Consider the following 23,740-nt stretch of genomic DNA (forward strand, 5'->3'; position numbering starts at 1 on the left):
TTTTCTCCTTAAATAAAAACATAAATTTGGTGTCCCAAATTTATGTCCCTGTTTAAACTATGCTAAAATTGCGTTTATTTTTCCTTCAAATTTAGAAACAGATTCTATTTTTATATTTACAAAATCACCAACTTTATATGTTATTTTTTGATTAGATAAAAATAACTCATTTTCATCAACTTCAAATCCTTCCCCAGGTAAAGCGGAAACGTGAACTAATGCACTTGCTCCAGTTTCTAATTCAACAAAAAAACCAAATTTTTTAACTGAAACTATTTGTGCTTTAAATTCTTTATTATTGATTTTGTCTTCATAAAATTCTGCCATTTTTATTCCAAGAACTTCTCTTTCTAAAGAAATAGCGCTTTGTTCACTTAAAGAATTTTTTAAAGAAATTTCTTGTAATTCATTTTTGTATGCTTCGATTTTTTCTGTATTTTTTAAAAATACTAGTTCTCTAAGTAATCTATGAACTATCAAATCTGGGTATCTACGAATAGGACTTGTGAAGTGTGTATAATATTCTGAAGCAAGTCCGAAATGACCAACATTTTTTTCTGAATAAATTGCTTTTTGCATAGTTCTTAATAAATTAATTTTTATAAAGTTATCAAAATTAATTTTTTTAATTTTTTCCATTGCTTTGGCAAATTCCTTCGGTTCTTCTGTTAAAGGAATAGTTACATTTATATTTAATAGTTTTAAAACATGGTTAAAAGCATTTATTTTTTCAACATCTGGTGCTGGATGGATTCTATAAATAAAAGGAAAATTCTTTTTAGTCATAAATTCTGCAACATTTTCGTTAGCTCTTACCATGAAATCTTCTATCATGTTTTCACTTTCATTTCTTTCTCTAACTACTATATCAACAGTTTTTCCATTTTTATCTAAAACTACTTTTGATTCTTCGAATTCAAAATCTATAAATCCTTGTTTTACCTTATATTTTCGAATAATTTCTGTTAAATTTTTAGCATTAGTTAATAACTCAGAAATGTTTTTATCAAATTCTTTGTTTTTATTATAAAAATCATTAACTTCTTTGTATGTTAGTCTTTTGTAAGAGTTAATTATGGATGGATAAAATTTCATTCATACATTATTTCCTTTGGAATCAATTTCACATTCCATTGTAATAGTGAATCTATCAACATTAGGATTTAAAGAACAAATACCGTTAGAAAGTTCAAAAGGCAACATTGGAATAACTCTGTCTGCTAAATAAATAGATGTTCCTCTTTTTCTTGCTTCTAAATCTATTGTTTCATTTTCTTTAACATAATAACTTACATCAGCTATATGAACTCCTAAAATATAGTTTCCATTTTCAAGTTTTTTTACACTAATAGCATCATCAAAATCTTTAGTATCATCACCATCAATTGTCACTATTATTTCTTTTCTTAAATCAATTCTGTCACTTATATCTTCATTATCAATTGTTTGTGGTAAAAGTTTAGCAGCTAATAAAACATCTTCAGGAAAAATATGTGGTAGTTCGCTTTTTTCTATACTTAACTCAATATCTTGAAAAGGTTTATTTAAATCACCATAGTTTTTAATCAAGTCAATAACTAAATTATTACCTTGTATATCTACTATTTTTACTTTTACTAAATCATTTTCACTAAAAGCGTATTTATTTTTTCATCTAAATCTTCCTTTTAAACGTGGATCTAAAGAAATAAAATCAAAAAAGGAACCATTTTTTTTAATGTAACCATAGTGAAAACTTTTTGATCTTTCAACCACTTTGTTAATTGCACATCATATTTCCCCATCTTTTTCTTCAAAACATGTTGCTTCAACCAAATCCTTGTCCAAAGAGTTGCAAGTATAAACTTTTGGAACAAAGAAATCTTCGGTTTCTGAAACTTTTATAAAGCCAAAACCTTTTGAATTTAAAGAAAATTCTCCTACAATTTTTTTAAATTCATGTTTATAAGAGTATTTTTGATCCTTACAAAACAAATGATTATTTTGCACTGATTTATTTAAAAAAATAGAAAATTCCTTATTTAATTTTCTATCTATTTGCATTTTTTTTACTAATTCTAAAAAAGTTAAAGATTTATTTGTTACTAATGATTGTATTGCTTTTAAATTAAATGTTTTCATTTTTAAAACAACCTAATGACTAAAGAAACTAAAAGTAAAACAAAACCCATTGAAAACATTGTTCATTTTAGTACTTTTTTAAGTCCTCTTTCTTTTGAAACTTTAAATAAATCTAAATCTGAAGAACCAACAAGTGCTCCTGAAAAACCATTAGAGTTAGGAGACATTAAAAGAGAAACTATCATTATAACTAATGAAATTATTACTAAAATTACTGTTAATGCTATTTTCATATTTCTCCTTTTCTTTTAATTTATTATAAATTATAAACAATTTATATTATAAAACTATTAAAAAGTTTAAAAAACTATTTTTAATTAAGAAGAATTTATGAATTTCTCTATTAAAAGCAACTGTTACAAAAATTTTTTTGTTTTTTAGTTAATATTTTTTTGTTACTTTATTAGTATTTATTAAATATTAAAAGGATTAAATCAAATATTCGCTATTTCTATTCATAAAACAATATAGAAATGTAAGCTTCAATGATTTCTTTTGTTCTTTTTTCTCTTTGATTTAATAATTCTAAAAATTCATCTTTACTTGAAATTTTATCAATGTCTAAATTATCTAATTTTGAAATTTGAATTTTATTATTAGTTCATTTTATAGAATTTGATGTTTTCATTTGTTCAAAATCAAGTAGATAAAAATCTGTATTTTGAAAACCTTCAATAGTTTTGTTTTCAATGTTGCTTTCTTTATAGTTTTTCGTTGTTTTATTACTAAATTTAGAGTTATCTTTTCCTAACAATAAAAACCCATTACCAATTAAATTAGTTATTCTCTCTATTTGTTCTCTGTTTATTCCTAATTCAAGTAAGTTTTTCAATGTACTTTGATCTAATTTTTGTGGAAAATTATGTTCATATGTATAAGGAATAAAATCGATACTTTGATATTTTTCTTCTTGTGATTTAAAACCTGTAAAACTCTTTGGAGTTTTTGAATTTTGTAAGCTGTAAATAACTTTTGCAATAATGTTTTTGTATAGTTTGTTATCGCTTTTACTATTTTGTTTTTCATATAAATATTTTCATAATTCATTGATTTTTTCAACAAGTGATAATTTTGTTAAATCAACTATTATTCTTTCTAAAAGTTCATAAAGTTTTGATTCATTTATTAAATTAAAATCTGAATTTAATAAATCATTTTTACAAATTAATTTTATGGAACTAGAAAGCGATTGTCCAGCAAATCTTATTTCTCATAAAGCTGAAAATTTTTCTATTTCAGCTAAATATTTACTAAAAATAACCATTTTTTCTGTATTTTCTTCATTTTCAAATAATTGCAAGTTATATGCTAATGATCAAATTAATTGAGTAAAAATAGTTTTAGAACCAGAATTAGAAATATTATTAATTTGAAAATTAACTTGTTTGTAGTCATAAATTTTTTGCTCATACTCTGTTAAAATGGCATTAAAATTATTTAAATATTTATTATTTTCTTTAATTTCACTATCACTTAATAAAGTAGAGAATTTATTAAAATGTCCAGTAGAACAATATTCAAATTCAATTATATCTTTTCATAGTAATTCCAATTTATCTTCAAATTCAAAATTACTATTATAATATTCAAATAAATTTTCAAATTTATTATAACAATTTGCTATTTCGTCATAAAATTTTTTGTTTGTTCTTTCCAATTCTTCAAATAATCTATATTTTATAAAAACTGCATCTAAAAAATTTGAAATTTTTTTGAGATCTTCATTTCAAACGTTTTTCTGTTTTCGTCTAAAATAAATATTAACAGTTAAATTATATAATTTTATCTTATTCTCTTTTTCATCACGATATATATCAAAAACTTTATTTCTAAGTAAATCAAGCACTCCTAATTTTTTGCTATATTGATTTAAATTTTGAAAAATTTTAGTTACAAAATCATCATCCATAACTTTTATATATGTAGTAATTAAGAATGTTTTATTTAAAATATAATCAATGAAATCTAAAAGAAAATCCTCGTCTTTTTTATCAAATTTCTTAACAATAAGGTTTATTATTTCAAAAGAGTTTTCGTAAAATCTATCCTTTTGTAATTGAGCATCTTTTTTTATAGAATTAAAAATATTTTGCAGACTTAAATAATTACTATCATCTTTTGCAAACTCAGTAATCATTTCTTTTATTTTAGGAATTAAGTGTATTAATTTTTCTTGAGCATTTTCAAAAAATTTATTTTTAGAAAATTTATATAATAAAATAATAATTATTATTAAAGACACCATTCTTTGTTGACCATCTACAATAGAGTTTGTTGTTGCATTTTGAACAATAATTATATTATTTAGAAAACTGAAATCATTTTTTCTTTGCTTAGTATTAATAAAATCATTATAAATAGATTCAAAAAGTCCAATTATAATATTAGAATCTCAAGAATAAGTTCTTTGATATAAAGGTAAAATATATTTTAATTCTTGCGAAGTAAAAATATCTTTAACACTTGTTTTAATGACTTCAAATTCACTTTTGGTTGAATAATTAGAAATTTTTTTAATTGCTTCATCTAAAGAGTTGTCTTCATATCTTACAATATTTTTTTCATAATTATCTATAACTTCATATAAAATAGATAAATAATCTTCTATCCCCGTTATGTTTTTTATGTCAGAAATTATTTTTTCCATATCATCATTATCGATTTCTTTATATAAAAATTCTAATACAAAGTCTTCATAAAATCGTTTTTCATTACCAACTTTTACTAAAGTGTTAAATATGCCTTTAAGTCTATCGTTAAATAATGTTTCATCTGAAACTACTAAAACATTTCATCAAAATTTTGTTTCAATAGAAGAATTCGAAATTTCCTTTTCTTCCTTAATGTCTCTTAATTTATCTATAACAAATTTTTTTATATAATTAGCAAAATTAGATTTTACAAATTTTTTAAGAGCATAGAAATTGTTTGATTCAGTCTTTCTTACATCTATTAATTCTTTATTAATTTTGTAATTATCTCCTATCGGTTCTATAATCCCAAGAGAAGATAAAACATCTAAAATTTGTCTAATTGTAGAGTCTGATTTAGACTTTTTGTCTTTATAAAAGGGGAATTGTGTGTTATTTTTAAATTCAGCTAAAACTTCTTTTTTATCAATTGTTAAAATGATTTCTTCATTTTCATCAACTTCATTAAGTCACTGAAGTACTGTGAAACTTAAATAAGAATAAATATTAGTTCCAATTGTTCAAGTAATAAAATTATTTTCTTTCATTCTGTCTTTTCATCATTTTATGTTTTTATTCATTATCTTGTCCTTTTTCAATGATTTTTATTACCTTAAATAAATTCTCTATTGCTTCTACTACAATAGAATTTCCTGCTTGCCTATAAAGACTTTCTTTTGTGAGAATATTTTTTTCATAGTATGGTTTTAATTTATTAAAATCTTGATCACTAAAACCCATTAATTTATAAGCTTCTCTTGGTGTTATATAACGATAATCTAATTTATGCTCTAAATTGTTTTTATGTTCAATAATTCCAACACAAGGTATTCTGTCTTGAACGGTTGTCAAGGTATTAATAATATAATTTTCACTTTTATTAATAATCTTTTGTGTTTTGACCATTTTTATTCTAGATTTTGTATTATTCATTAAAACATCTAGGTTTTCGCTGTAATTTAAGTCAAAATTAAAGATTTTTTCAAAAACTTTTTTTCTTTGATTTAGGCTTAATTTATTTTTAAATGCAATATTATCTACAAATTCTTTAAAACTTTTATCATCATTAAATGGTGTTTTTATTTCTTTTTTAACACTTAAAGCAAAAACTCTTTCTCTTTTTTGAATAGAACCAGCATTTATGCTGTTAATAGTGGTTGTAAAAGTTTTATAACCAAAATCTTCTAAAACAGAAAGCCATTTTTCATATTCAGGTTTGAATTTTTTACTTAATAGATTTGTTACATTTTCCATTAATAAGTATTTTGGTTTTTTACTTGCTCCTTTTAAAATTCTGTATATTTCTCAAATTAAACTAGAAGTTGATTTATCATCATTAATTCCTTTTGATCTTCCCATATTTGCTATTGATAAACCTTGACAAGGGAAAGAATAAGTTATAAGTTCTATATCTTTTTCTTGAATAATTTTTGGATCTAATTTAGTTATATCAACATTATTGTTTGATAAAATAATCGAAGCAGCTAACAGTTGCTTAAATTCATAGTCTTTAGAAATTATCTTTGCTGGTTTTTTAGAATCCAAAGAAATTGTAAAATTTAATAAAAATTTGTTTATTTCTTCTTCTGAAGTTAAATTATTGTTTTTCAAAATTTTTTTTAATTTTTTATCTAAAGAATTATGAATTAAACCATAAGCAATATTTGCTCTTGCATCTCACTCCACTGTTGAAACAATCTCAAAAATCTTTTTTTCTTTGTTTATTTTTGTTATAGCTTTATGTTGTGCACCAATACCTGCAAATGTTTCAAGAACATTTATTATTTTTTTAGAAGACAAAATCTACCTTAAAATTTTTTATTAAGATTTTTTTATTAAAAACTGATATAGCAAGTATTGTATTTTTGTATATTGAAATATTTTGTAAAAATTTTGCTTTTGGCAATGTTAATAAATAGATACAAAATTTATCTATTAGTTTACTAATTAAATTTCTGTATTTTTCTTTTAATTTACCCATTAAATTAGAAAAAATTGATAAATCTTCTAATTTTTCTTTCTTCTGCATAATTCAATTTTACAAAAAAAAAAAAAAAAACAAATCTTTTGGTAAAAAAGACTTGTTTTGTTAGTTTTTCTTTAACTAAAACAGGAAATGATGTCCAAAAATTAAAAGTAAAATTAATCCTATAATCACAGCACCTACTGCTAAAGAAAATAGAAATTTAGCTAGTTTAATTAATCAAACTAATCCAGCTAATCCTAATATTAAAATTATAATAACAATTATTCCGCTCATTTTTTTTATCCTATAATTTAATTATATTACTTTTAGATAAATTAATTCATTTTAAATTAAAATTTTTGTTTCTTTATTTTATAATTTAAAGTAAAGAAAACTAAAGGAGAAAGATGAAAATTGTATTAGCAGGAACTCCAGAATTTGCAGTTCCTATTTTTGAAGAAATTATTAATAATTTTGAAGTGGTTGCAATTATTAGTCAACCAGACAAACCCGCAAATAGAGGTTATAAAATTTTACCTACTCCTGTAAAAATTTTAGCTAACCAATACAACATAAAGTTATTTCAACCTACAAAAATTTCAGAAATTACAGAAGAATTAAAGAAATTAGACTTTGATATTTTAGTGACTGCTGCCTTTGGACAATGAATTCCTACTTCAGTTTTAAGTATACCTAAAATAGCTGCTATTAATATACACGGTTCTTTACTCCCTAAATATAGAGGTGCTGCCCCTATTCAACACACTTTATTAAATGGAGATAAAGAAACAGGAGTAACTTTAATGTATATGGTTAAAGAAATGGATGCAGGTGATATGTTGGCAAAAGCAAAACTAGATATAAAAGAAGAAGACACATCAAAAGATTTATTCAATAAACTTTCTTTACTTGCAAAAAATAATATTGTTGAGTGATTGAATAAATTATCTAAAAAGGAGCTTAAAGCAGAAAAACAAGATAATAATCTTGTAGTATTTTCACCTAAAATAGAAAAGCAATTTGCTCAAATTTTTTTAAGTGATGATTATATTCATGCATACAGAAAAATAAAGGCTTTAAATGATAATCCTGGTGCTTTTTATATTAATGAACAAAATAAAAGAGTGAAACTTTTTAGAGCTTCACTCTCTCCTATTAAAAATGCTTTAAAATTAAGTTTTAAAAATGGTATTCTTTATATTTATGAATATCAATATGAAGGTAAAAAAGTTGTAAAAGTTGTTTAAATAGAAATGTTTTACTTGTTAATTTCATATTTGATATAATTTATATACATTATTTTAAGTAACCTTTGCATTATCATTAAAAGTTAAATTAATATCTTTAATAGATTTATATTCTTCTTTTGAAATATTAGCAGGAACAATAAATGAATATTGAACTAAACGATGAAACCTTCATTCTTTTAAAACATATTTTTTGGAAACTCCATGAGGTTCGTATATTGTTGCTTCTGTATTGTTAAAGTGTGTTCCATAAAGATTTCATTTTTCTGCTAATGTAGTTTTAACATTAAAATAATAATTTTGATTAAACAAATTTATCATTGTATCACTTTGTTTTTTGTTTTTATCTATATTAATTATTACATTCACTTTATCTTTATTAAAATTTAATGAATTGAATTTAACTTCTGAAGAAACTAAATTTTGATATTTTGAAAAATCAATTTTAGGACTAGGAATATTAGATGTAATAAGATGATGATATTCAGTACGTGGGTCTTTTAAATCAGATATAACTTTTCTATAAAAATTTACTAGTATTAAATTTTTACTTTTATTAAATTTTAAATTGATTTTATTTTTTAAATAATCTTTATTAAGGAGTTTTATTTCTAAAGCAAAGTCATAATCTTCGATTTTGGTTTCTATGTTTTCTTTTTTATTAGAAAATGAGTATTCTTCCTTTTTGATTACATTAATATTTTCTTCTGGTTTTTTACTTTTTATTTCTTTTTCCTTTGATTTTTCTTTAAAAAAGATTATTTTAGATTCATTATTTGCAAAAATTTCTCTATTTTGTTCGCTGTTTAGTTGAATAAAATCAATTTTTCAATTATTTTTTAAATCAGCTATATTTTCTAAATTTAAATTATAAAATTCTCTTATTTTTTTGTCATCTTCTGTTTCTGTTTTTTGCTCTTTTTGAACTTCGTTAGAACAAGAACAAACAATTAATGGTAATGATAAACTAGGGATAACACTTAATAAAATTTTTTTATTTTTCATATTAATCCAAAATGGCTCATACTCCTGTTAATCATATTATTTTTGCATTTACATCATTATCAGAAAAAACATTAAGTTTATATTCAGTAGCTAAATTAGAACCTGGTTTTATTATTACTTTAGATACATTTTGCAATCTATTTTCAGGTAAATAAGCAGCTGTACTTTCATAATGACTTAAATGGTAAATTTTATAAACCAAAGATGAATCTGCAACTATTTCTAAATCCACCGAAACAGTAAAAGGATTTACATATTTTTTTATTTCTTCTTCACTTAATTTATCAAAATTTTCTAATTTATAATATTCATTTTTTTCATGTAAATATGAATAATTAGAAAATACAACAGTAGTTGGAGATGAAAATTTTAAATTGGAATATAAATAATAATGATGTGTGTTTCCATCCGCAACTGGATAACGATAAATATTTAATTTTTTAGCTTTATCTCTAAAATATTTCATTTTTTCTCAACTTATATAACCGAAACCTTCTAAATCATTATATTGTTCTCAAGAGTTTTTACTTTCAAAACTTGCTGTAAGAATAGCTTTTAATTGAGGGACATAAAATGGTTTTTTATTTTTTATTTCTAACAACACTGACATTCCTAAAAGAACAGGGGTTGAAAAACTTGTTCCTCTTAAATTCTTTTTTATTTTCTCATCAAGAGTAGAAAGAATAGGTGCACTCATATTATCTGGTCCTAAACCAAGTGGTGAATTTTTATTATTATCAGTTGCTTTTTCAGAATAGTACTCAGGTTCTTTGGTATTTATATCATAAGCTCCTATTATAAAAGTATTTTTAGATGAAATTAAATAATTATCTCTTTCATAAAAATTATGATTATTTTTTATTTTATTTAAAATTTTATTATAAATATTCTTTGTTTTTTGCGCTTCATATGAATCTTTAAATTCATTTAATAAAGAAAATATCCAATCTTTGCTTTTTATAAAATCAGATCTAAAAGTAGAAAACTCTTCTCTTCCATTTCCTGCTGAAATAAAAAATTTCATATTATATTTATATGCATATTCATCTAATAATGATGATGCTTTGCCATATATATAATAACTATCATCAAAATAATCTATTTCTTCTAAAATTTTATACAATTTTTCCAAATTTTCTTTAGTAGGCAGTAAACTAAAATCGCTTTTGTATTCTTGAAATTTATAAATTTTGTAATCTAAACTACTACCATAGCTCATATTTACATAAAAAACATTATTTCTTCTCATAAATTCTAAATTATTTCTTAATTCTTCAATGTCATCATATGTTTTTGAATTTCATCCGTCTTTTTTACCTTTATAAGTTGCTGAATAAAAAATAGCATTTTTAAAAAACCCTGAATCGCTTCCTAAAATAGAAGCAATGGTTGTAGCATGTTTGTTATCATCAAATAACTGTCCAAAGTTTTTTTGTTCATTGTTTTTTGTTTTTTCTATTTCATCAAGTTCATCAGGATTATATATTACTTTATCTTTATTTAAACGTTTTTCATTATGAAGCAAACTGTAAGTATCGGAATTTCTATATTCCATTAAAGTTTGTCCATTGTATTTTAATAAATTCGAATCAACTAAACCTTTATCGATAATTCCTATTTTCACTGGAGCAGAACTAAGTTCTTCTTTTTTTATTCCTAAATGATTAAATAAGTTAGAAAACATATTATCATATATTTCAGGATGTCTCTTAATGGTATCAGTAGTTTCCATTTTCGCTGAAACAAAAGTAGTCAGTGTAAAAATAGGAACTGCTGATAAAAAAATTTTTTTAAATAATTTTTTTCTTTTCATTTTTTCCTCTTAATTAATTTTTTTAATATATTCCTGCATTATCATTAAAAATCAAGTTTATGTCTTGTAATGAATTAAATTCTTTTTCAGTTAGATCAGTTGATACAATAAAAGAATATTGAATTAAACGATTAAAAATTGTTTTTTCTAAAATATAATCTTTAACTAAATGATGTGGTTCAAAAGATTTAATTTTTTGTTGACTCGTTTCACTCCAATTTTTATTTGGTGTATCAATTGAAATCGTTTTTATACTAAAACAATCATTTTGATCTAATAAATTAAAATTTCTATATTTTAAATTTTGTCCTTTATCAAAATTAATTGAAATTTTTACATTCTTTTGAGTTTTATCAAAATCAATAGAATTAAATTTAATATTAGCAGCAACTAAATCATAATATTTATAAAAATCAACAATTGGTTTTTCTTTTGTTGTGTCAACATTAGCTTTTTCATTATTTAATCTGTAGTTTAAACTATAATCTATTTTAGATTGCGCTCTTCTATATAAATTTACTAATAGAAAGTTTTCTTTTTCTTCTTTTTTTGATCACCAAAAAGAAGTTTTTTCTAAATTCTTTTTATTAAGAAGTTTGATTTCTAAAGCAAAGTCATAATTTTTAATGTTTGATTCAATACTATCTTCTGAACTTAAAAACTTATAATTTGCTTTATTTTCTGTAATATTAAACACTTTAGAATCAAATTTAGTTTGTTCATATTTTGTTCGATAAGATCAAAATCTGTTTAAATCTAATTCTTTTTCTTCTTTTTTATTAAAAAATATAACTTTTGATGTTTGATTTTGAAAAAGATTATTAGATTGTTCTCTACTTAAGTCTATAAAATCTATGTTATCTTTTTCTCTTAAATCTTCTATTTTATTTAAATTTCAATAATAAAAATCATTGATTTTATCTTCTTTTTGTTCTTCAACTGAAGCTTGGTTAGAACAAGAAATAATAGAAAAAACAGGAATAGTTGTAATAATTGTAGAATATAAAAATTTTCTTTTTATTTTAAATAATTTCATAAACACCTCCTTTATTTAATTATATAACTTATTCATAAATTTTTATTTTACAAAGATAAAAAGTGCATATTTATTTAGAATTTCCTTTATTTAAACATATTTTTGATTTTAAAAAACAAAAATTCCAGTTTTCTGGAATTCTGTTATTATATTAAGATTTTCTTCTAATTAAAAATAGTCCGATTTTTCCATTTCCTGTTCCTTCAATAAAAGTTGAACCATCGGAAACTCTTGTTGTTATATTTTTAGAAAGTAAGGTTTCTTCAATTTCAAATCCTTCTTTTAATGAAGTGTTTGCTTGTGGTCTATTTCCTCAAGAATAAATTGCTAATAAATATGTACCATCTTCATTTTTTCTTACTGTCATTTCATCATATCTAAGTGCATTATCGTGTCAAATTCAAAGAATTTCATTTGGATCACCAACATATTTTTCATCCATTTCTCTCATTGAAATAAATTTTTGTCTTGCTTTATTTATCTTAGAAACTAAATTATATGCTGAATTTTCATTAGCAACAATATCTTCTACTTTTCCTTCTCCCGCTGAAGATAATGTTGTGATAAAGTTATCTCTATCTCTTTCATCTTGGAAAAATACACGTTTTTTGAGATCTTTTCAATTAAATGCTTCTCTAATGTGTGTATCAGTTTGCCCGTCTTTTTTTCCACCTTGCATTAAAAGTTCATTTCCATCATATAAAATAGGATGACCACCACGAGAAAGTAAGGAAGTAAGAGCGTATTCATAAGCGGATCTTTCATCATCATCTAATCTATGTGGTGAAATTATTACTGGTCTATTATTTTGTTCTTTAAAAGTTGTAATTCATCTTTCAACATCATGATTATCTAAAAAAGGTAATCATTCATGTTTTTGGTTTAAAATATCTGTTAAACTTTTTATTACATTTTTTTCATCATTTGGATTTAATGAGACATTAAGTTTATTTTTTCATTTAGTTCCATCAATAACTGAACTTAAACCTAGTTTTGAACCTTCTCATCCTCCTCAATAACCTTTAATTTCTGCTTCTGCTGGATCTCTTCATCATTCACCAAATAAAAAGGTTTTATCGCTAAATCTAGATATTCCTGAAGCATTTGCTTTTTTATATTCACCTTGTACAACATTTCTTCATCTTTCAAATAAATTTCTTACCATATCGCTATTATTAGCTCTTGGTTTTTTAGGATTGTCAGATTTAAAGTAATGTTCAAAAGCATCATATCTAAATCCATCAACTCCTTTTGCTGATCAGAATTTGTGAACATAATCTATTTCTTTTAAAACATCTTCATTTGTGAGATTTAAATCAGGCATTCCTGCTCAAAATTGAGCAACTCATTTTTTATTTGAAGATTTTGGATTGTTTTCTGGATGAACTTTATCATAAACATTTTTAAAATCTTGTCTTATATTATCTTGTCCTTCATTTGCTAATGGATTGTTTTCTGAATTGTAAAAATAATAATATTTTTGATATTTTTCATCACCAGCAAGCGCTCTTTGGAATCAAGGATGCTCATAAGAAGTATGATTAAATACCATATCTATTACAACTTTAATCCCTTTAGAGTGAGCAACTTTTAAAAATTCTTCAAATGCTTTTAATCCACCAAGTTCAGGAGCAACTTTTGTATAATCAATTACATCATAACCATGATAAGAACTTGCGGGATGAATTGGTGATAAATATAATGTATCAATGCCTAAATTAACAAAATAATCTATATTGTCTTTCAATCCTATAAAATCACCAATTCCATCATTATTGCCATCAGCAAAAGAATAAACTGTTAATTGATAAATTGTATTTGATTTAGGTTTACTTTTATCAAAAGGAGCAATATATTGAACTGAATCACTTTCATCTTTATAAGTTAAGTTATCCAAAGCTCCTGATTTTTTAATTTCTTTTAAAAACTTTTCATTCGATCAACCTCTTAAAGTTTTTATTTTAGATAATTTTGCTCTTTCAGAAGAATTTAAATATTCTTCAATAGTATATTTATTTACTCTATTTCCTGTTAAATCAGGAGTTTCTTCATCTCAAACAGGAGTTTTATCAATAATTTCTTCTTCACTTTGATTATCTACAGAAGTCTTATCTTTATCTGGATTTTTTGAATTTGTATTTTCAGAATCTACTTTAGTTTTTTGATCATCTGTTTTAGTTGGAACATCAGTTTTTTCTTTTCTTGTTTCATTTTCTGTTGGAGTTTTAGGATTATCTATTTTAGTTTTTTCTATTAATTCTTCTCCATATTTACAAGATACAGCAAGAGAAGAGAAAAATATAACAGTTGGAATTGTTCATAACAAATTTAAAGATTTTCTTTTTTTCTTCATACTTTTTCCTTTTTAAATACTTATATATTTAATTATATCAAATATAATACATAGAATTTTAATTTTTATGAACAAAAAATAAATAAAATAAGAAAAATTTCAAATTTTTATTGATAAAAAACCGAAACACATTATCTTCAATCTTTTTAAATGTGTTTCGGTTTTTTCTTGTATATAGGATTATTAAAAATGTTTTTAAATATACAATTTACATTGTTAATGATTTAAAATAAATTTCTTTTATTTTTAATATTAAATCATTTATATTAATTTCATAAATATTTTGATTTTTATTTAAGATTTCAGAAAATTCTTTATTTAAATCAATCTCTAATTTTGGTTTTAAATTTTCTTCATTTTCATTTCTTAAAATATTTAGCATTAATCAGTATATTTGTTCTTTTGAATTAGTATAAATAACATTATTTACAATTTGAGTATTGCTTTCATAAAATTCATCAAAAGAAGTGCTTGAATTAAATAATAATTTAGAATTGTTAAAATCTCACTCATATGTATTAATCGTTTCTATTATTGGTGTTTCATATAAACTTTCAATAATCATTTTTCTTTTTAAAAACAGAAATTCAAAAAAATCTGACATTCTGTTTTTTAAAAAGAATTTTTCCATAAATTGATTTAAATTTATTAAATCTTTGTTTGCAAATTTCTGTTCTACTCAGTCCCTTTTCTTTTGAATAAAAGATGTAATGCTTAAATCTTTTTCATCATATTCAATATGAAAAACAAGTTTTAAATTATTTAAATATATTTGTTCTATTAGTGAGTTAATAATATTCATATTTAATTTATGTTTATTATTAAGTATTTGTTTAATAATAAAAATGGTTTTCTGCATTTTTTCGTCATAAGGAAAGATTTCCGTTTTTTCTAATTTAGGCAAATGAAATATTTTTGCTAAAAATAAGTATTCTACTGATGAAATATATAAATGTTCACTTTGTTTTTTACATAAAGATAAATCGATATTTTCAGTTAGAAAAAATTCAAAACGAGTTTCTTTATCTTTTATATTTATTATTAAAGAAATAAGAAAAGAATTCTGAAAAACAACTTTTCCATGTTTTTCTAAAATGTTTAAAATTTCTTTTTTATCAATTGAATCTCCATATTTTAAAAATAAATCAACATCATTATATTTACCTAAAAATTTAAAATCTTTAAAGAAATTAAAGGCAAAACTTCCTTTTATTATAGTATTGATTTTTAAATTTTCCAAATCTGAAGAAATATGATTGATTTTTTCCATTATAAAAGTTCTTTGATTTTTTTCTTCTTTTTTAATTTTTAACTTTAAAATTCAGTAATAAGGAATAGGTAAAAAAATACTTAATAGCAACCTTTTGTTATACATTTTTAAAGCAAAATTTAGTTTTTGTTGATATTTAGAATCAGAAATAAATTTCATTATTGTTTTATCTTTTATAAAGAAAATAAAAAAAGATTTAAATTTTATCTTTGTATCTGGATTTTCTTCTAATTTAATTCTTATTTTTATTAATTTCATATATACAAAAAGAATATAAAGATATAAAATACCATAAACTAATAAAGTTGATCATCCAAATCAAATTAATGCAAGTTCTTTGTAATCTAAAGAAAAAGTAGTTCATACTATTATTATTTGACTTATTCAAAGGAAAAATACAATATTAGAGTAAGTCTTTAAATAAAATGAAAGTCTAATTTTGTTTTTTAAATTTATCATTTTTTAACTCTTTAGTAAAAAATATTAAAGACATTTGAACATATAAACCCAATAAAGGATGTGCACAAGCTATTTTTTTCAATTTTTCTTTTTGTTTAATTGATTTTTTTTCTAATTTTTCTTCTGTTTTTTTTCTTCAAAAACCAATTAAAAATAAACGTTTAAAATATTTATTTGATTCTTTTATTTCTCATTCTTCTAAACCCTCTTTATCTTTGATAATTTTAAAAATTTTGAATAAGTTATACAAATTTCAAATATAAAAAGGTATTATTGCAAGAGCTGGTGCAAAAGAAACTAAAACAAAAAATAATCAATTTTCCCAAAAAAAAGCTACTCTAATAATTGTAAAATATGTAAGTAAAATAAAATAAATTCAAAATAATATATAATAAATAATAAATGAAAAAATATTTCTTTTTTCAATTGTGGCTAATTTATATAAAATTTTTTCCATATAAGATCTTCTTGATTATTTTAAAATTAATATCTTGATTGTGAGTTTCAATCATTCATTTTTTGTTCTAACTTATCTTTGAAAAATTTATTATAGTATGTATCTTCTGAGTCTTCTGTTAACTGAACTAATTGAACCAAAATATCTGTATCTTGATAGTATGTTGAATTATCTCCATTTTCTAAATCTTTATAAGTTATTTTTGCTAATCTATCTAAAAATTCTTCATATTTTTTCAATTGAACTTTAGCATAAATAAATGCTCCCCCTAAAACCAAAGCACCAGGTAATAATAATGGGTCAAGTCCTAAAAGTCCAGATAAAGGACCAGCTCATTTACTTTCTCTTTGTCTATCTTCAATAACTGACTCATACGATCTTTTTAATTCTTCTACTTTGTCGAGAACATCCCCTTCTATAACACTTCTACTTTGTCCTAGATTTAAAAGATGTGAAACTTCTTTTTGAAATTTTTTATACATTATAGAATTTTCTTTAATTTCTTTTATTTCTTTTTTTAGAATTAAAGCGTTTGCTTGACCAAAAACTTGGGTAAGTTGTTCAATAGATGATTCATCTATTAATTTAATTTGCTTTAAAACTCTAATTTTGAAAATTTTTGATTTATATTTGCTTTCTTTTAAAAGTTCATTATTTTTGTTTGAAATTAAGAAATCAAAAAAATTAATTTCATTTTTGGAAAATCTTGTTTTTATTTCTGTTTTTTGAACAGGTGCTGAAATATTAATAAACATATTTTTTTCTCCTTTAATTTAATATCTATTTATGTCATAATCATAATTATTATCAATAAAATTATCTTTTTTTAAAGATTCAAAGTATTTTTTATAAAACTTAAATACTGGTCTATCATCTAATAATTTTATTATAGAATCAAGAATTTCGTTATCTTGACTTATTGTTGAATTTTTTCCATTTCTTTTGTCTTTCAATACTATGGAAAATAACTTTTTTGCCCTATCTGGATCTGAAAAAGTATTACTTTCGCGAACTTCATCAATAACTTCTTTTAATAATCCAGAAATCTCTAAAGGTATAGAAACTTTATCTGGTATTGGTAGCAAAGGGCTAATTGCTGAAAAAACGAACTTAAAAACATCTTTAACAAGTCCAATTTTCAAAGAATCTAGATAAGGTTGATTTAAGAGTGAGTGAAGAGAACTTACTACTTTGGCTGCATCTTCTTTTATAACACTTCTTTGACTAATATTTAATAAATGACCAACTTCATTATTAAATTTTTTGTAAAAATACATATTCTTTAAAATTTTAATTTTAGTAGTTGAGTCTTCTCCTAAAAAAGTTTTTTGCTCTTTTTCAGGAAGCAAAGATAAATTATTAATATATTTTAATAATCTAATTTTAAATAATTTAGCAGAATAAGAACTTTCTACTTCTAAAAACATTGATTTTAACAATATTAAGTAATCTAGTTTTTGTAACTTTTGATTTATTTCGTTTTTAAAGTCAATTTTTTTCTCTATAACTGTATTTGGTATGAACATATTTTCTCCTTTCAATACAATTTTATTCTTATTTGTTCTTTTTTTTATTTTTCAATAGAATAAATTTAAAAAATATAAAATAATTCATTTTTTTTCATTTTCAATTTTTTTTCTTTGAAATATGCAAAATAGTGATATTGTTTAAATAGTTTTTGAAATTAAAAATACCAGTAAAAATTACTGGTATGATTTATTCAAAATATAATTATTTTCCAAGACAAAAATTTTTAAACATTGAATCCAATAAGGTTTCATTATCTGCTTTACCTTTAATATTTACCAAGTCTTCTCACGACTTTCTTAAATCAACTATAACTACATCTGGTTCAAAACCATTTTTTAAAGAAAAAATGGCGTTTTCTATTGAAAGAAAAGAAGATTTAATTAAAGAAAGTTGTCTTATATTTGTAATAACTTTTTCGTTATTAATATCAATGTTTTGATATTTTTTTATAATCTCGTTCTCGAGATTTTCTATCTCTTTATTTTTAGCACTTATATAAATTTTGGTATTATCTAATTTTTTAGAATCCAATAAATCTTTTTTATTATGAACAGGGATATATTGTTTATTTTTAGAAAAATCAACAATTTGTTGATCAAATTGGTCTGTTTCTACTGATGCATCAAGTAAGTGGATGACAATATCAGATTCTTCTATTTGTTTAAAAGAGCGTTCTATACCTATTTTTTCAACTTTATTTGTTGAATTTCTAATACCAGCAGTATCTTTTATTATAAAAGGTATACCTTGTAAAACAAACTCAGATTCAATAACATCTCTCGTGGTTCCTGCTTCATCTGTTACTATTGCCTTTTCTTCATTTAAAAAAGCATTTAATAAAGAAGATTTTCCAGCATTTGGTTTACCTACAATAGCGATTTTTACACCATCATAAATAATTCTTGATCTTTCTGAAAGATCTATAGTAGTTTTGAGTTTATCTTTTAATATTTCTAATTTTGGTAAAAGGGTTTGATTGGTTAAAATCTCTACATCATCATATTCAGGGTAATCAATATTAACTTCTATAATTGCTATTATTTCTAACAATTCACTAATTAAATTTTTAATATAATTACTTGTTTTTCCATCAAATTTTTCAATAGATGCTTTTGTTTGTAACTTGGTTTTAGCATGGATTAAATCATTGATAGCTTCTGCTTTGATTAAATCCATTTTTCCATTTAAAAAGGCTCTTCTAGAAAATTCTCCTGGTTCAGCCATTCTAGCTCCATTAGCTAGTACTAATTCTAGAATTAAATTAGTATTAACTATACCACCGTGTGCATTTATTTCTACGGTATTTTCCCCTATAAAATTATTTTTGCCTTCAAATCACATTACTAAAACTTCATCAATAAGTTCATCTTTATTTTTGATTCAACCATAAGTAATTTCTTTATCTTTACCAACTTTTCCTGTGAAAATTTTTTTAACAATCAAAAAAGCGTCTGGACCAGTGATCCTAATTATGGAAATTGCTTGGTTAACCAAACCTCCAGATGAAATCGCGGCAATATTATCAAACATTAGTATCCCATTTTTTTCTCATATTCATCTAATGTCCCTCTAAAAATAAAAGAGGAATCTGGTTTGATTTCTAAAATTACATTAGAAACTTGTTTAACTAAAGCACGATTATAAGTTGTAAAAATCATAGATGATTTATAATCAGCAAGTCCTTCAATTACTGAATCAATTGATTCTGCATCTAAGTGATCTAAAGGTTGGTCAAATACAAGAAAATTAGATTCTTTTAGCATCATTCTAGAAAACATTAATCTTGCTTTTTCTCCACCGGATGTTACCTTAACATTTTTAAAAACAGAATCACCACTAAAAAGCATTCTACCTAAAAAACTTCTCATTCTTTGATCTGAGTTATCTTTATTAAATTCTTCTGTATTTTCAATTGGTCATTTGCTTAATCATTCCATTAAGTTTTCATCTTTATCAAAATATTTAGAGTTATCTGATGGGAAATATTCTGGAGTTATTGTGGATCCTCAAATAACTTGACCAGAAGTTGGTTTTTCAAGTCCAAGCAGAATTTCAAGTAGTTTGGTTTTAGCAATGTCGTCTTCACCAAGTAAAACCATTTTTTCGCCAGGTAAAATATCAAATGATAAACTTTCAAACAAAGTTTCTCCTGTCTCTGGATTAACATAAGATAAGTCTTCTACTCTTAAAATTTGCTTTCCTGGTTGTTTAAAAATATCAAATCTAATAAAAGGATATTTTCTTGAAGAAGGTTTAATTTCTTCAAGAGTAATTTTTTCAAGTGATTTTTTTCTTGATGTTGCTTGAGATGATTTTGAAGCATTTGCAGAGAATTTAGCAATAAAAGCCTGTAATTTAGCAATTTGTTCTTCTTTTTTAGCATTAGAATTTTTTTGCATTTCTCTTATTAATGTTGAAGATTCTTTTCAGAAACTATAATTACCTGTAAACATTTTAGCTTCACCAAAATCAATATCTACAATGTTAGTACATACTTGATCTAAAAAGTCACTATCGTGTGAAACAACAATAACAATATTTTGATAATCAACTAAAAAGTTTTCTAATCATTTGATTGCTTTTAGATCTAAATGGTTAGTAGGTTCGTCCATAATCAAAATATCTGGATTTCCAAATAAAGCCTTTGCTAAAAGGACTTTTACCTTTTGTGAAGCTTTTAAATCGCTCATTTTTACATTTCATTTTTCTTTAGGAATATCTAACCCAGATAATAAAATTTGTGCATCATTTTCAGCGTTTCAACCGCCCATTAGACCGAATTTTTCTTCTAATTCCCCTGCTTTTGTATAGTCTTCTTCTGTAGCTTCTGGATTTTCATAAATTGCATTTTTTTCTTGTTGAATTTTAAATAATTCTTCATTTCCCATAATAACCACATCAGTCACATTAAAATCATTATACATATTGTGATCTTGACTTAAAACTGAAATTCTTTGATTTTTATCTTTGATAATTTCACCTGAAGAAGCTTCTATTTGCTCTGAAATTATTTTTAAAAAGGTAGATTTTCCAGCTCCATTTGCTCCTATAATTCCATAAGTGTTTCCTTCAGTGAATTTTAAATTAACATTGTCAAATAATTTTTTATCATAAAAAATTTTGGACAGATTTTTGATTTCTAACATTTTACTCCTTTATTTTTTATTAATAGTATTTAATTTATTATTTTATTAGTTAGTAATTTATATTAAATTATATATGTTTAATTTCATTTTATTAAAAAAGACACTAATTTGTGTCTTAAATTAGTTTTTCCATTGTTTTAGCAATAGCATCTGTATTATGATTTCCAATAACTTCACAAGCAACTTCTTTTGATGAAACTGTTCCGTTTTCCATAGCAAATCCTTTATAAGCGTTTTTTATCATTAAAACATCATTTCCAGAATCACCAAAAGTAATTAAGTCATTTGTTGTTAAATTCAATAATTCTAAAACTTTTTTTAGTCCATAAAATTTATCTGTATTTTTTGGATTAACATCTAAATAAACTCTATTTGTTAACAAACAAGTGTATGAATCCCCTATTAATTTGCTGTATTTATCAAATAATTGCTTGATTTTTTCTTCAGAATTTCTTAAAGCTAATTGGGTTATTTTTTCATTATTTTTGTAAATTGCATTTAAAATTTCTTCTTCTGTTTTAAAACCTTGCTCATCATAATCCATTTTTTCTTGTTCTGTTAATCATGAAAAAGTTTTACTATTATCTTTGAAAGGATAAACGTTTTTTTCTGTACTTAATGTAAAGAAACTTTCGCTTTCTTTAGCTTCTTCTAAAAGGGTTTTAAGTAATTCAACAGGTAAAAACTCTTTTATTGTAGTTTTTTGATTTTTAACATCATAAATAGCTACTCCATTGTTTGAAACTAAAAAATCAAAATCACTAAATTGATTTAAAAAGATTGTAGTGGAAGCGATTGCTCTACCTGTAGCGATTGCTAAATAATGTCCTTTACTTTTTGCTTGTTTTAAAATTTTTATAGTTTCTGGATGTATTGTACCATCACTTCTTAGTAATGTTCCATCCAAATCAAATGCAAATAATTTTTTCATTTAGTTTCCTTTGTTTTTTAAGTGTGGGAATAAAAGTATTTCTCTAATTGATTCTTTTTGAGTTAATAGCATTACTAGTCTATCTATACCAATACCACAACCACCTGCTGGCGGCATTCCGTATTCTAAAGCTTCAACAAAATCCATATCAATTTCACTAGCTTCATCGTTTCCAGCGTTTTTTTCTTCAAGTTGTGATTCAAATCTTTTTAATTGATCGATTGGATCATTTAATTCACTAAACATATTAGCATATTCTTTTTTATTGATAAATAATTCTGCTCTGTCTGTAAATCTTGGATCTTTTTCATTTTGTCTTGCTAATGGAGAAATTTCAATTGGGTGTCCATAAACAAATGTTGGTTGAATTAATGTATCTTCAACAAATAATTCAAATAATTCATTAATTAAGTGACCTGATGTAAAATATTTTTCAATTTTTACTTTGTTTTTGATAGCAACTTCTTTAATTTCTTCAAATGTTGCTTTTTTCAAATCAATACCTACATATTTAGAGGTTTCATCTACCATGTCAATTTTTCTAAAAGGTGCTTTTAGTGAAATTTTATGACCACCATACATTATTTCTTCTTTTCCTAGTTTTTTAGCTAAAGATGAAATTAAATCTTCAGTTCTTTTCATCATTCCATGTAAATCTGAATAAGCTTCATAAAACTCAATTGAAGTAAATTCAGGATTATGAGTGGTATCCACGCCTTCATTTCTAAAAATTCTTCCTATTTCATAAACTCTATCAAAACCACCTACTAAAAGTTTTTTTAAAGGTAATTCTGTAGCTATTCTTAGATAAAAGTCCATACTTAAAGCATTGTGAAAAGTGGTAAATGGACGAGCACTTGCACCACCTAAAATAGGATGTAATACAGGAGTGTCTGCTTCTAAATATTTTAAATCATCGAAAAATTTTCTAACATAAGAAATAATTTTACTTCTTGTTCAAAAAATTTGTTTTGCTTCTTCATTGATAATTAAATCCACATAACGACGACGATATTTTTCTTCAACATCTGTTAAACCGTGATATTTTTCTGGAAGTGGTTTAAGTGCTTTAGTTAATAATTGAACTTTTTCTGCTTTTAGTGAAATTTCTCCAGTATTTGTTTTCATTACAACACCTTCAAAATAAACTATATCCCCTATATCTAAAGTTTCTACTAATTCTGAATATACGGTATTTTCCTTTTTATTGAAATAAATTTGTGTTCTTGATTCTTCATCTTTTATAACAATAAAAGGTCCTCTAAAAGTCATTATTCTTCCAACCACTGAAGCTTTAAATTCTTTATTGTGTAATTCATCTTTGCTATAAGAATTATATTTAACAAGTAGTGAAATTGAGTTATCGCTAATTGGTTGATTTTGTGAAAAAGGATTAATACCCATTTCTTTGTATTTGTCTATTTTTTTTCTTCTAATTAGTTCTTGTTCATTAAAATTTCTTTCCATTTTACCCTTTCTTTCTAACTATAAATTAATATATTAAATTATATTATAAATTCTTTATTTTATATAAAATAAATATGCTATTTATTATTTAATTTTAGATATTCTAATCTTGCTTTTATTAAATTGTGTTCTGTAAGCAGAATTTAATTTAATAAAGTAAATTTAGAAATAAAAAGATGAACTTTTTTATGTTCTAAAGTGGGACAATTTATTGGGACACATTTTACCAGTGATATCACTGGTAAAATT

19 protein-coding genes are annotated in these 23,740 nt (G+C 23.3%); 1 reads left to right on the plus strand and 18 read right to left on the minus strand.

All coding sequences use genetic code 4. The annotated features are described in order from the left end of the window. Nucleotides 1–57 precede the first annotated feature (57 nt). The 6 genes from rnr to ACXX89_RS02655 form a co-directional block, all read right to left on the minus strand. The gene (rnr, locus tag ACXX89_RS02630) at nucleotides 58–2,121 is read right to left on the minus strand and encodes a ribonuclease R (protein ID WP_458557566.1); all 2,064 of its coding nucleotides are present in this window, start codon (nucleotides 2,119–2,121) and stop codon (nucleotides 58–60) included. A gap of 2 nt (nucleotides 2,122–2,123) precedes the next feature. Then, nucleotides 2,124–2,354 (minus strand): preprotein translocase subunit SecG, encoded by a 231-nt coding sequence (gene secG, locus ACXX89_RS02635; RefSeq protein WP_436358675.1) that lies wholly within the window; start codon nucleotides 2,352–2,354, stop codon nucleotides 2,124–2,126. A 218-nt stretch (nucleotides 2,355–2,572) separates the two neighbouring features. Next, nucleotides 2,573–5,392, minus strand: a complete 2,820-nt coding sequence (locus tag ACXX89_RS02640) for a DUF262 domain-containing protein (protein WP_436358676.1) — start codon at nucleotides 5,390–5,392, stop codon at nucleotides 2,573–2,575. After that, nucleotides 5,385–6,611 (minus strand): DNA (cytosine-5-)-methyltransferase, encoded by a 1,227-nt coding sequence (dcm, locus tag ACXX89_RS02645; RefSeq protein ID WP_436358677.1) that lies wholly within the window; start codon nucleotides 6,609–6,611, stop codon nucleotides 5,385–5,387. Before dcm ends, ACXX89_RS02640 begins: the two co-directional genes overlap by 8 nt. After that, nucleotides 6,601–6,840, minus strand: coding sequence for a hypothetical protein (locus tag ACXX89_RS02650; protein ID WP_436358678.1), 240 nt, complete (start codon nucleotides 6,838–6,840; stop codon nucleotides 6,601–6,603). The genes dcm and ACXX89_RS02650 overlap by 11 nt, the downstream gene beginning before the upstream one ends. A 75-nt stretch (nucleotides 6,841–6,915) precedes the next feature. Next, nucleotides 6,916–7,071 (minus strand): hypothetical protein, encoded by a 156-nt coding sequence (locus ACXX89_RS02655; protein WP_436358679.1) that lies wholly within the window; start codon nucleotides 7,069–7,071, stop codon nucleotides 6,916–6,918. Between the two features lie 113 nt (nucleotides 7,072–7,184). Here ACXX89_RS02655 and fmt point away from each other — a divergent pair, with 113 nt between their 5' ends. Next, entirely contained in the window at nucleotides 7,185–8,024 is an 840-nt protein-coding gene (gene fmt, locus ACXX89_RS02660; protein WP_458557567.1) for a methionyl-tRNA formyltransferase, read from the plus strand. A gap of 54 nt (nucleotides 8,025–8,078) precedes the next feature. Here fmt and ACXX89_RS02665 read toward each other — a convergent pair whose 3' ends face one another. The 12 genes from ACXX89_RS02665 to lysS form a co-directional block, all read right to left on the minus strand. Further along, a complete protein-coding gene (locus ACXX89_RS02665; protein WP_458557568.1) occupies nucleotides 8,079–9,029 on the minus strand; it encodes a hypothetical protein in 951 nt (316 codons plus the stop codon). Nucleotide 9,030: 1 nt separating this feature from the next. Further along, nucleotides 9,031–10,842 carry a S8 family serine peptidase gene (locus ACXX89_RS02670; RefSeq protein WP_458557569.1) on the minus strand — a complete coding sequence of 604 codons (1,812 nt, stop codon included), beginning with the start codon at nucleotides 10,840–10,842 and terminating at the stop codon, nucleotides 9,031–9,033. A 22-nt stretch (nucleotides 10,843–10,864) separates the two neighbouring features. Next, nucleotides 10,865–11,878, minus strand: coding sequence for a hypothetical protein (locus tag ACXX89_RS02675; protein WP_458557570.1), 1,014 nt, complete (start codon nucleotides 11,876–11,878; stop codon nucleotides 10,865–10,867). Nucleotides 11,879–12,029: 151 nt separating this feature from the next. Then, nucleotides 12,030–14,231: an alpha-amylase family glycosyl hydrolase gene (locus tag ACXX89_RS02680; RefSeq protein ID WP_458557571.1), complete on the minus strand. Its 2,202-nt coding sequence runs from the start codon at nucleotides 14,229–14,231 to the stop codon at nucleotides 12,030–12,032. Between the two features lie 208 nt (nucleotides 14,232–14,439). Continuing rightward, on the minus strand, nucleotides 14,440–15,960 hold the full coding sequence (locus ACXX89_RS02685) for a hypothetical protein (RefSeq protein ID WP_458557572.1): 1,521 nt from the start codon (nucleotides 15,958–15,960) through the stop codon (nucleotides 14,440–14,442). Next, a complete protein-coding gene (locus tag ACXX89_RS02690; RefSeq protein ID WP_458557573.1) occupies nucleotides 15,935–16,417 on the minus strand; it encodes a hypothetical protein in 483 nt (160 codons plus the stop codon). Before ACXX89_RS02690 ends, ACXX89_RS02685 begins: the two co-directional genes overlap by 26 nt. Before the next feature lie 26 nt (nucleotides 16,418–16,443). Then, complete coding sequence (locus tag ACXX89_RS02695) at nucleotides 16,444–17,172, minus strand: hypothetical protein (protein ID WP_458557574.1); 729 nt, start codon at nucleotides 17,170–17,172, stop codon at nucleotides 16,444–16,446. An 18-nt stretch (nucleotides 17,173–17,190) separates the two neighbouring features. Further along, nucleotides 17,191–17,943, minus strand: coding sequence for a hypothetical protein (locus tag ACXX89_RS02700; protein ID WP_458557575.1), 753 nt, complete (start codon nucleotides 17,941–17,943; stop codon nucleotides 17,191–17,193). Between the two features lie 205 nt (nucleotides 17,944–18,148). Next, nucleotides 18,149–19,477, minus strand: a complete 1,329-nt coding sequence (gene mnmE, locus ACXX89_RS02705) for a tRNA uridine-5-carboxymethylaminomethyl(34) synthesis GTPase MnmE (protein ID WP_458557576.1) — start codon at nucleotides 19,475–19,477, stop codon at nucleotides 18,149–18,151. After that, a complete protein-coding gene (locus tag ACXX89_RS02710; protein WP_458557577.1) occupies nucleotides 19,477–21,093 on the minus strand; it encodes an ABC-F family ATP-binding cassette domain-containing protein in 1,617 nt (538 codons plus the stop codon). Before ACXX89_RS02710 ends, mnmE begins: the two co-directional genes overlap by 1 nt. Before the next feature lie 115 nt (nucleotides 21,094–21,208). Continuing rightward, nucleotides 21,209–22,024, minus strand: a complete 816-nt coding sequence (locus ACXX89_RS02715) for an HAD family hydrolase (protein ID WP_458557578.1) — start codon at nucleotides 22,022–22,024, stop codon at nucleotides 21,209–21,211. Continuing rightward, entirely contained in the window at nucleotides 22,025–23,491 is a 1,467-nt protein-coding gene (gene lysS, locus ACXX89_RS02720; RefSeq protein ID WP_458557579.1) for a lysine--tRNA ligase, read from the minus strand. Between the last annotated feature and the right edge of the window lie 249 nt (nucleotides 23,492–23,740).

This window comes from Mycoplasma sp. 1012, from assembly GCF_054343455.1.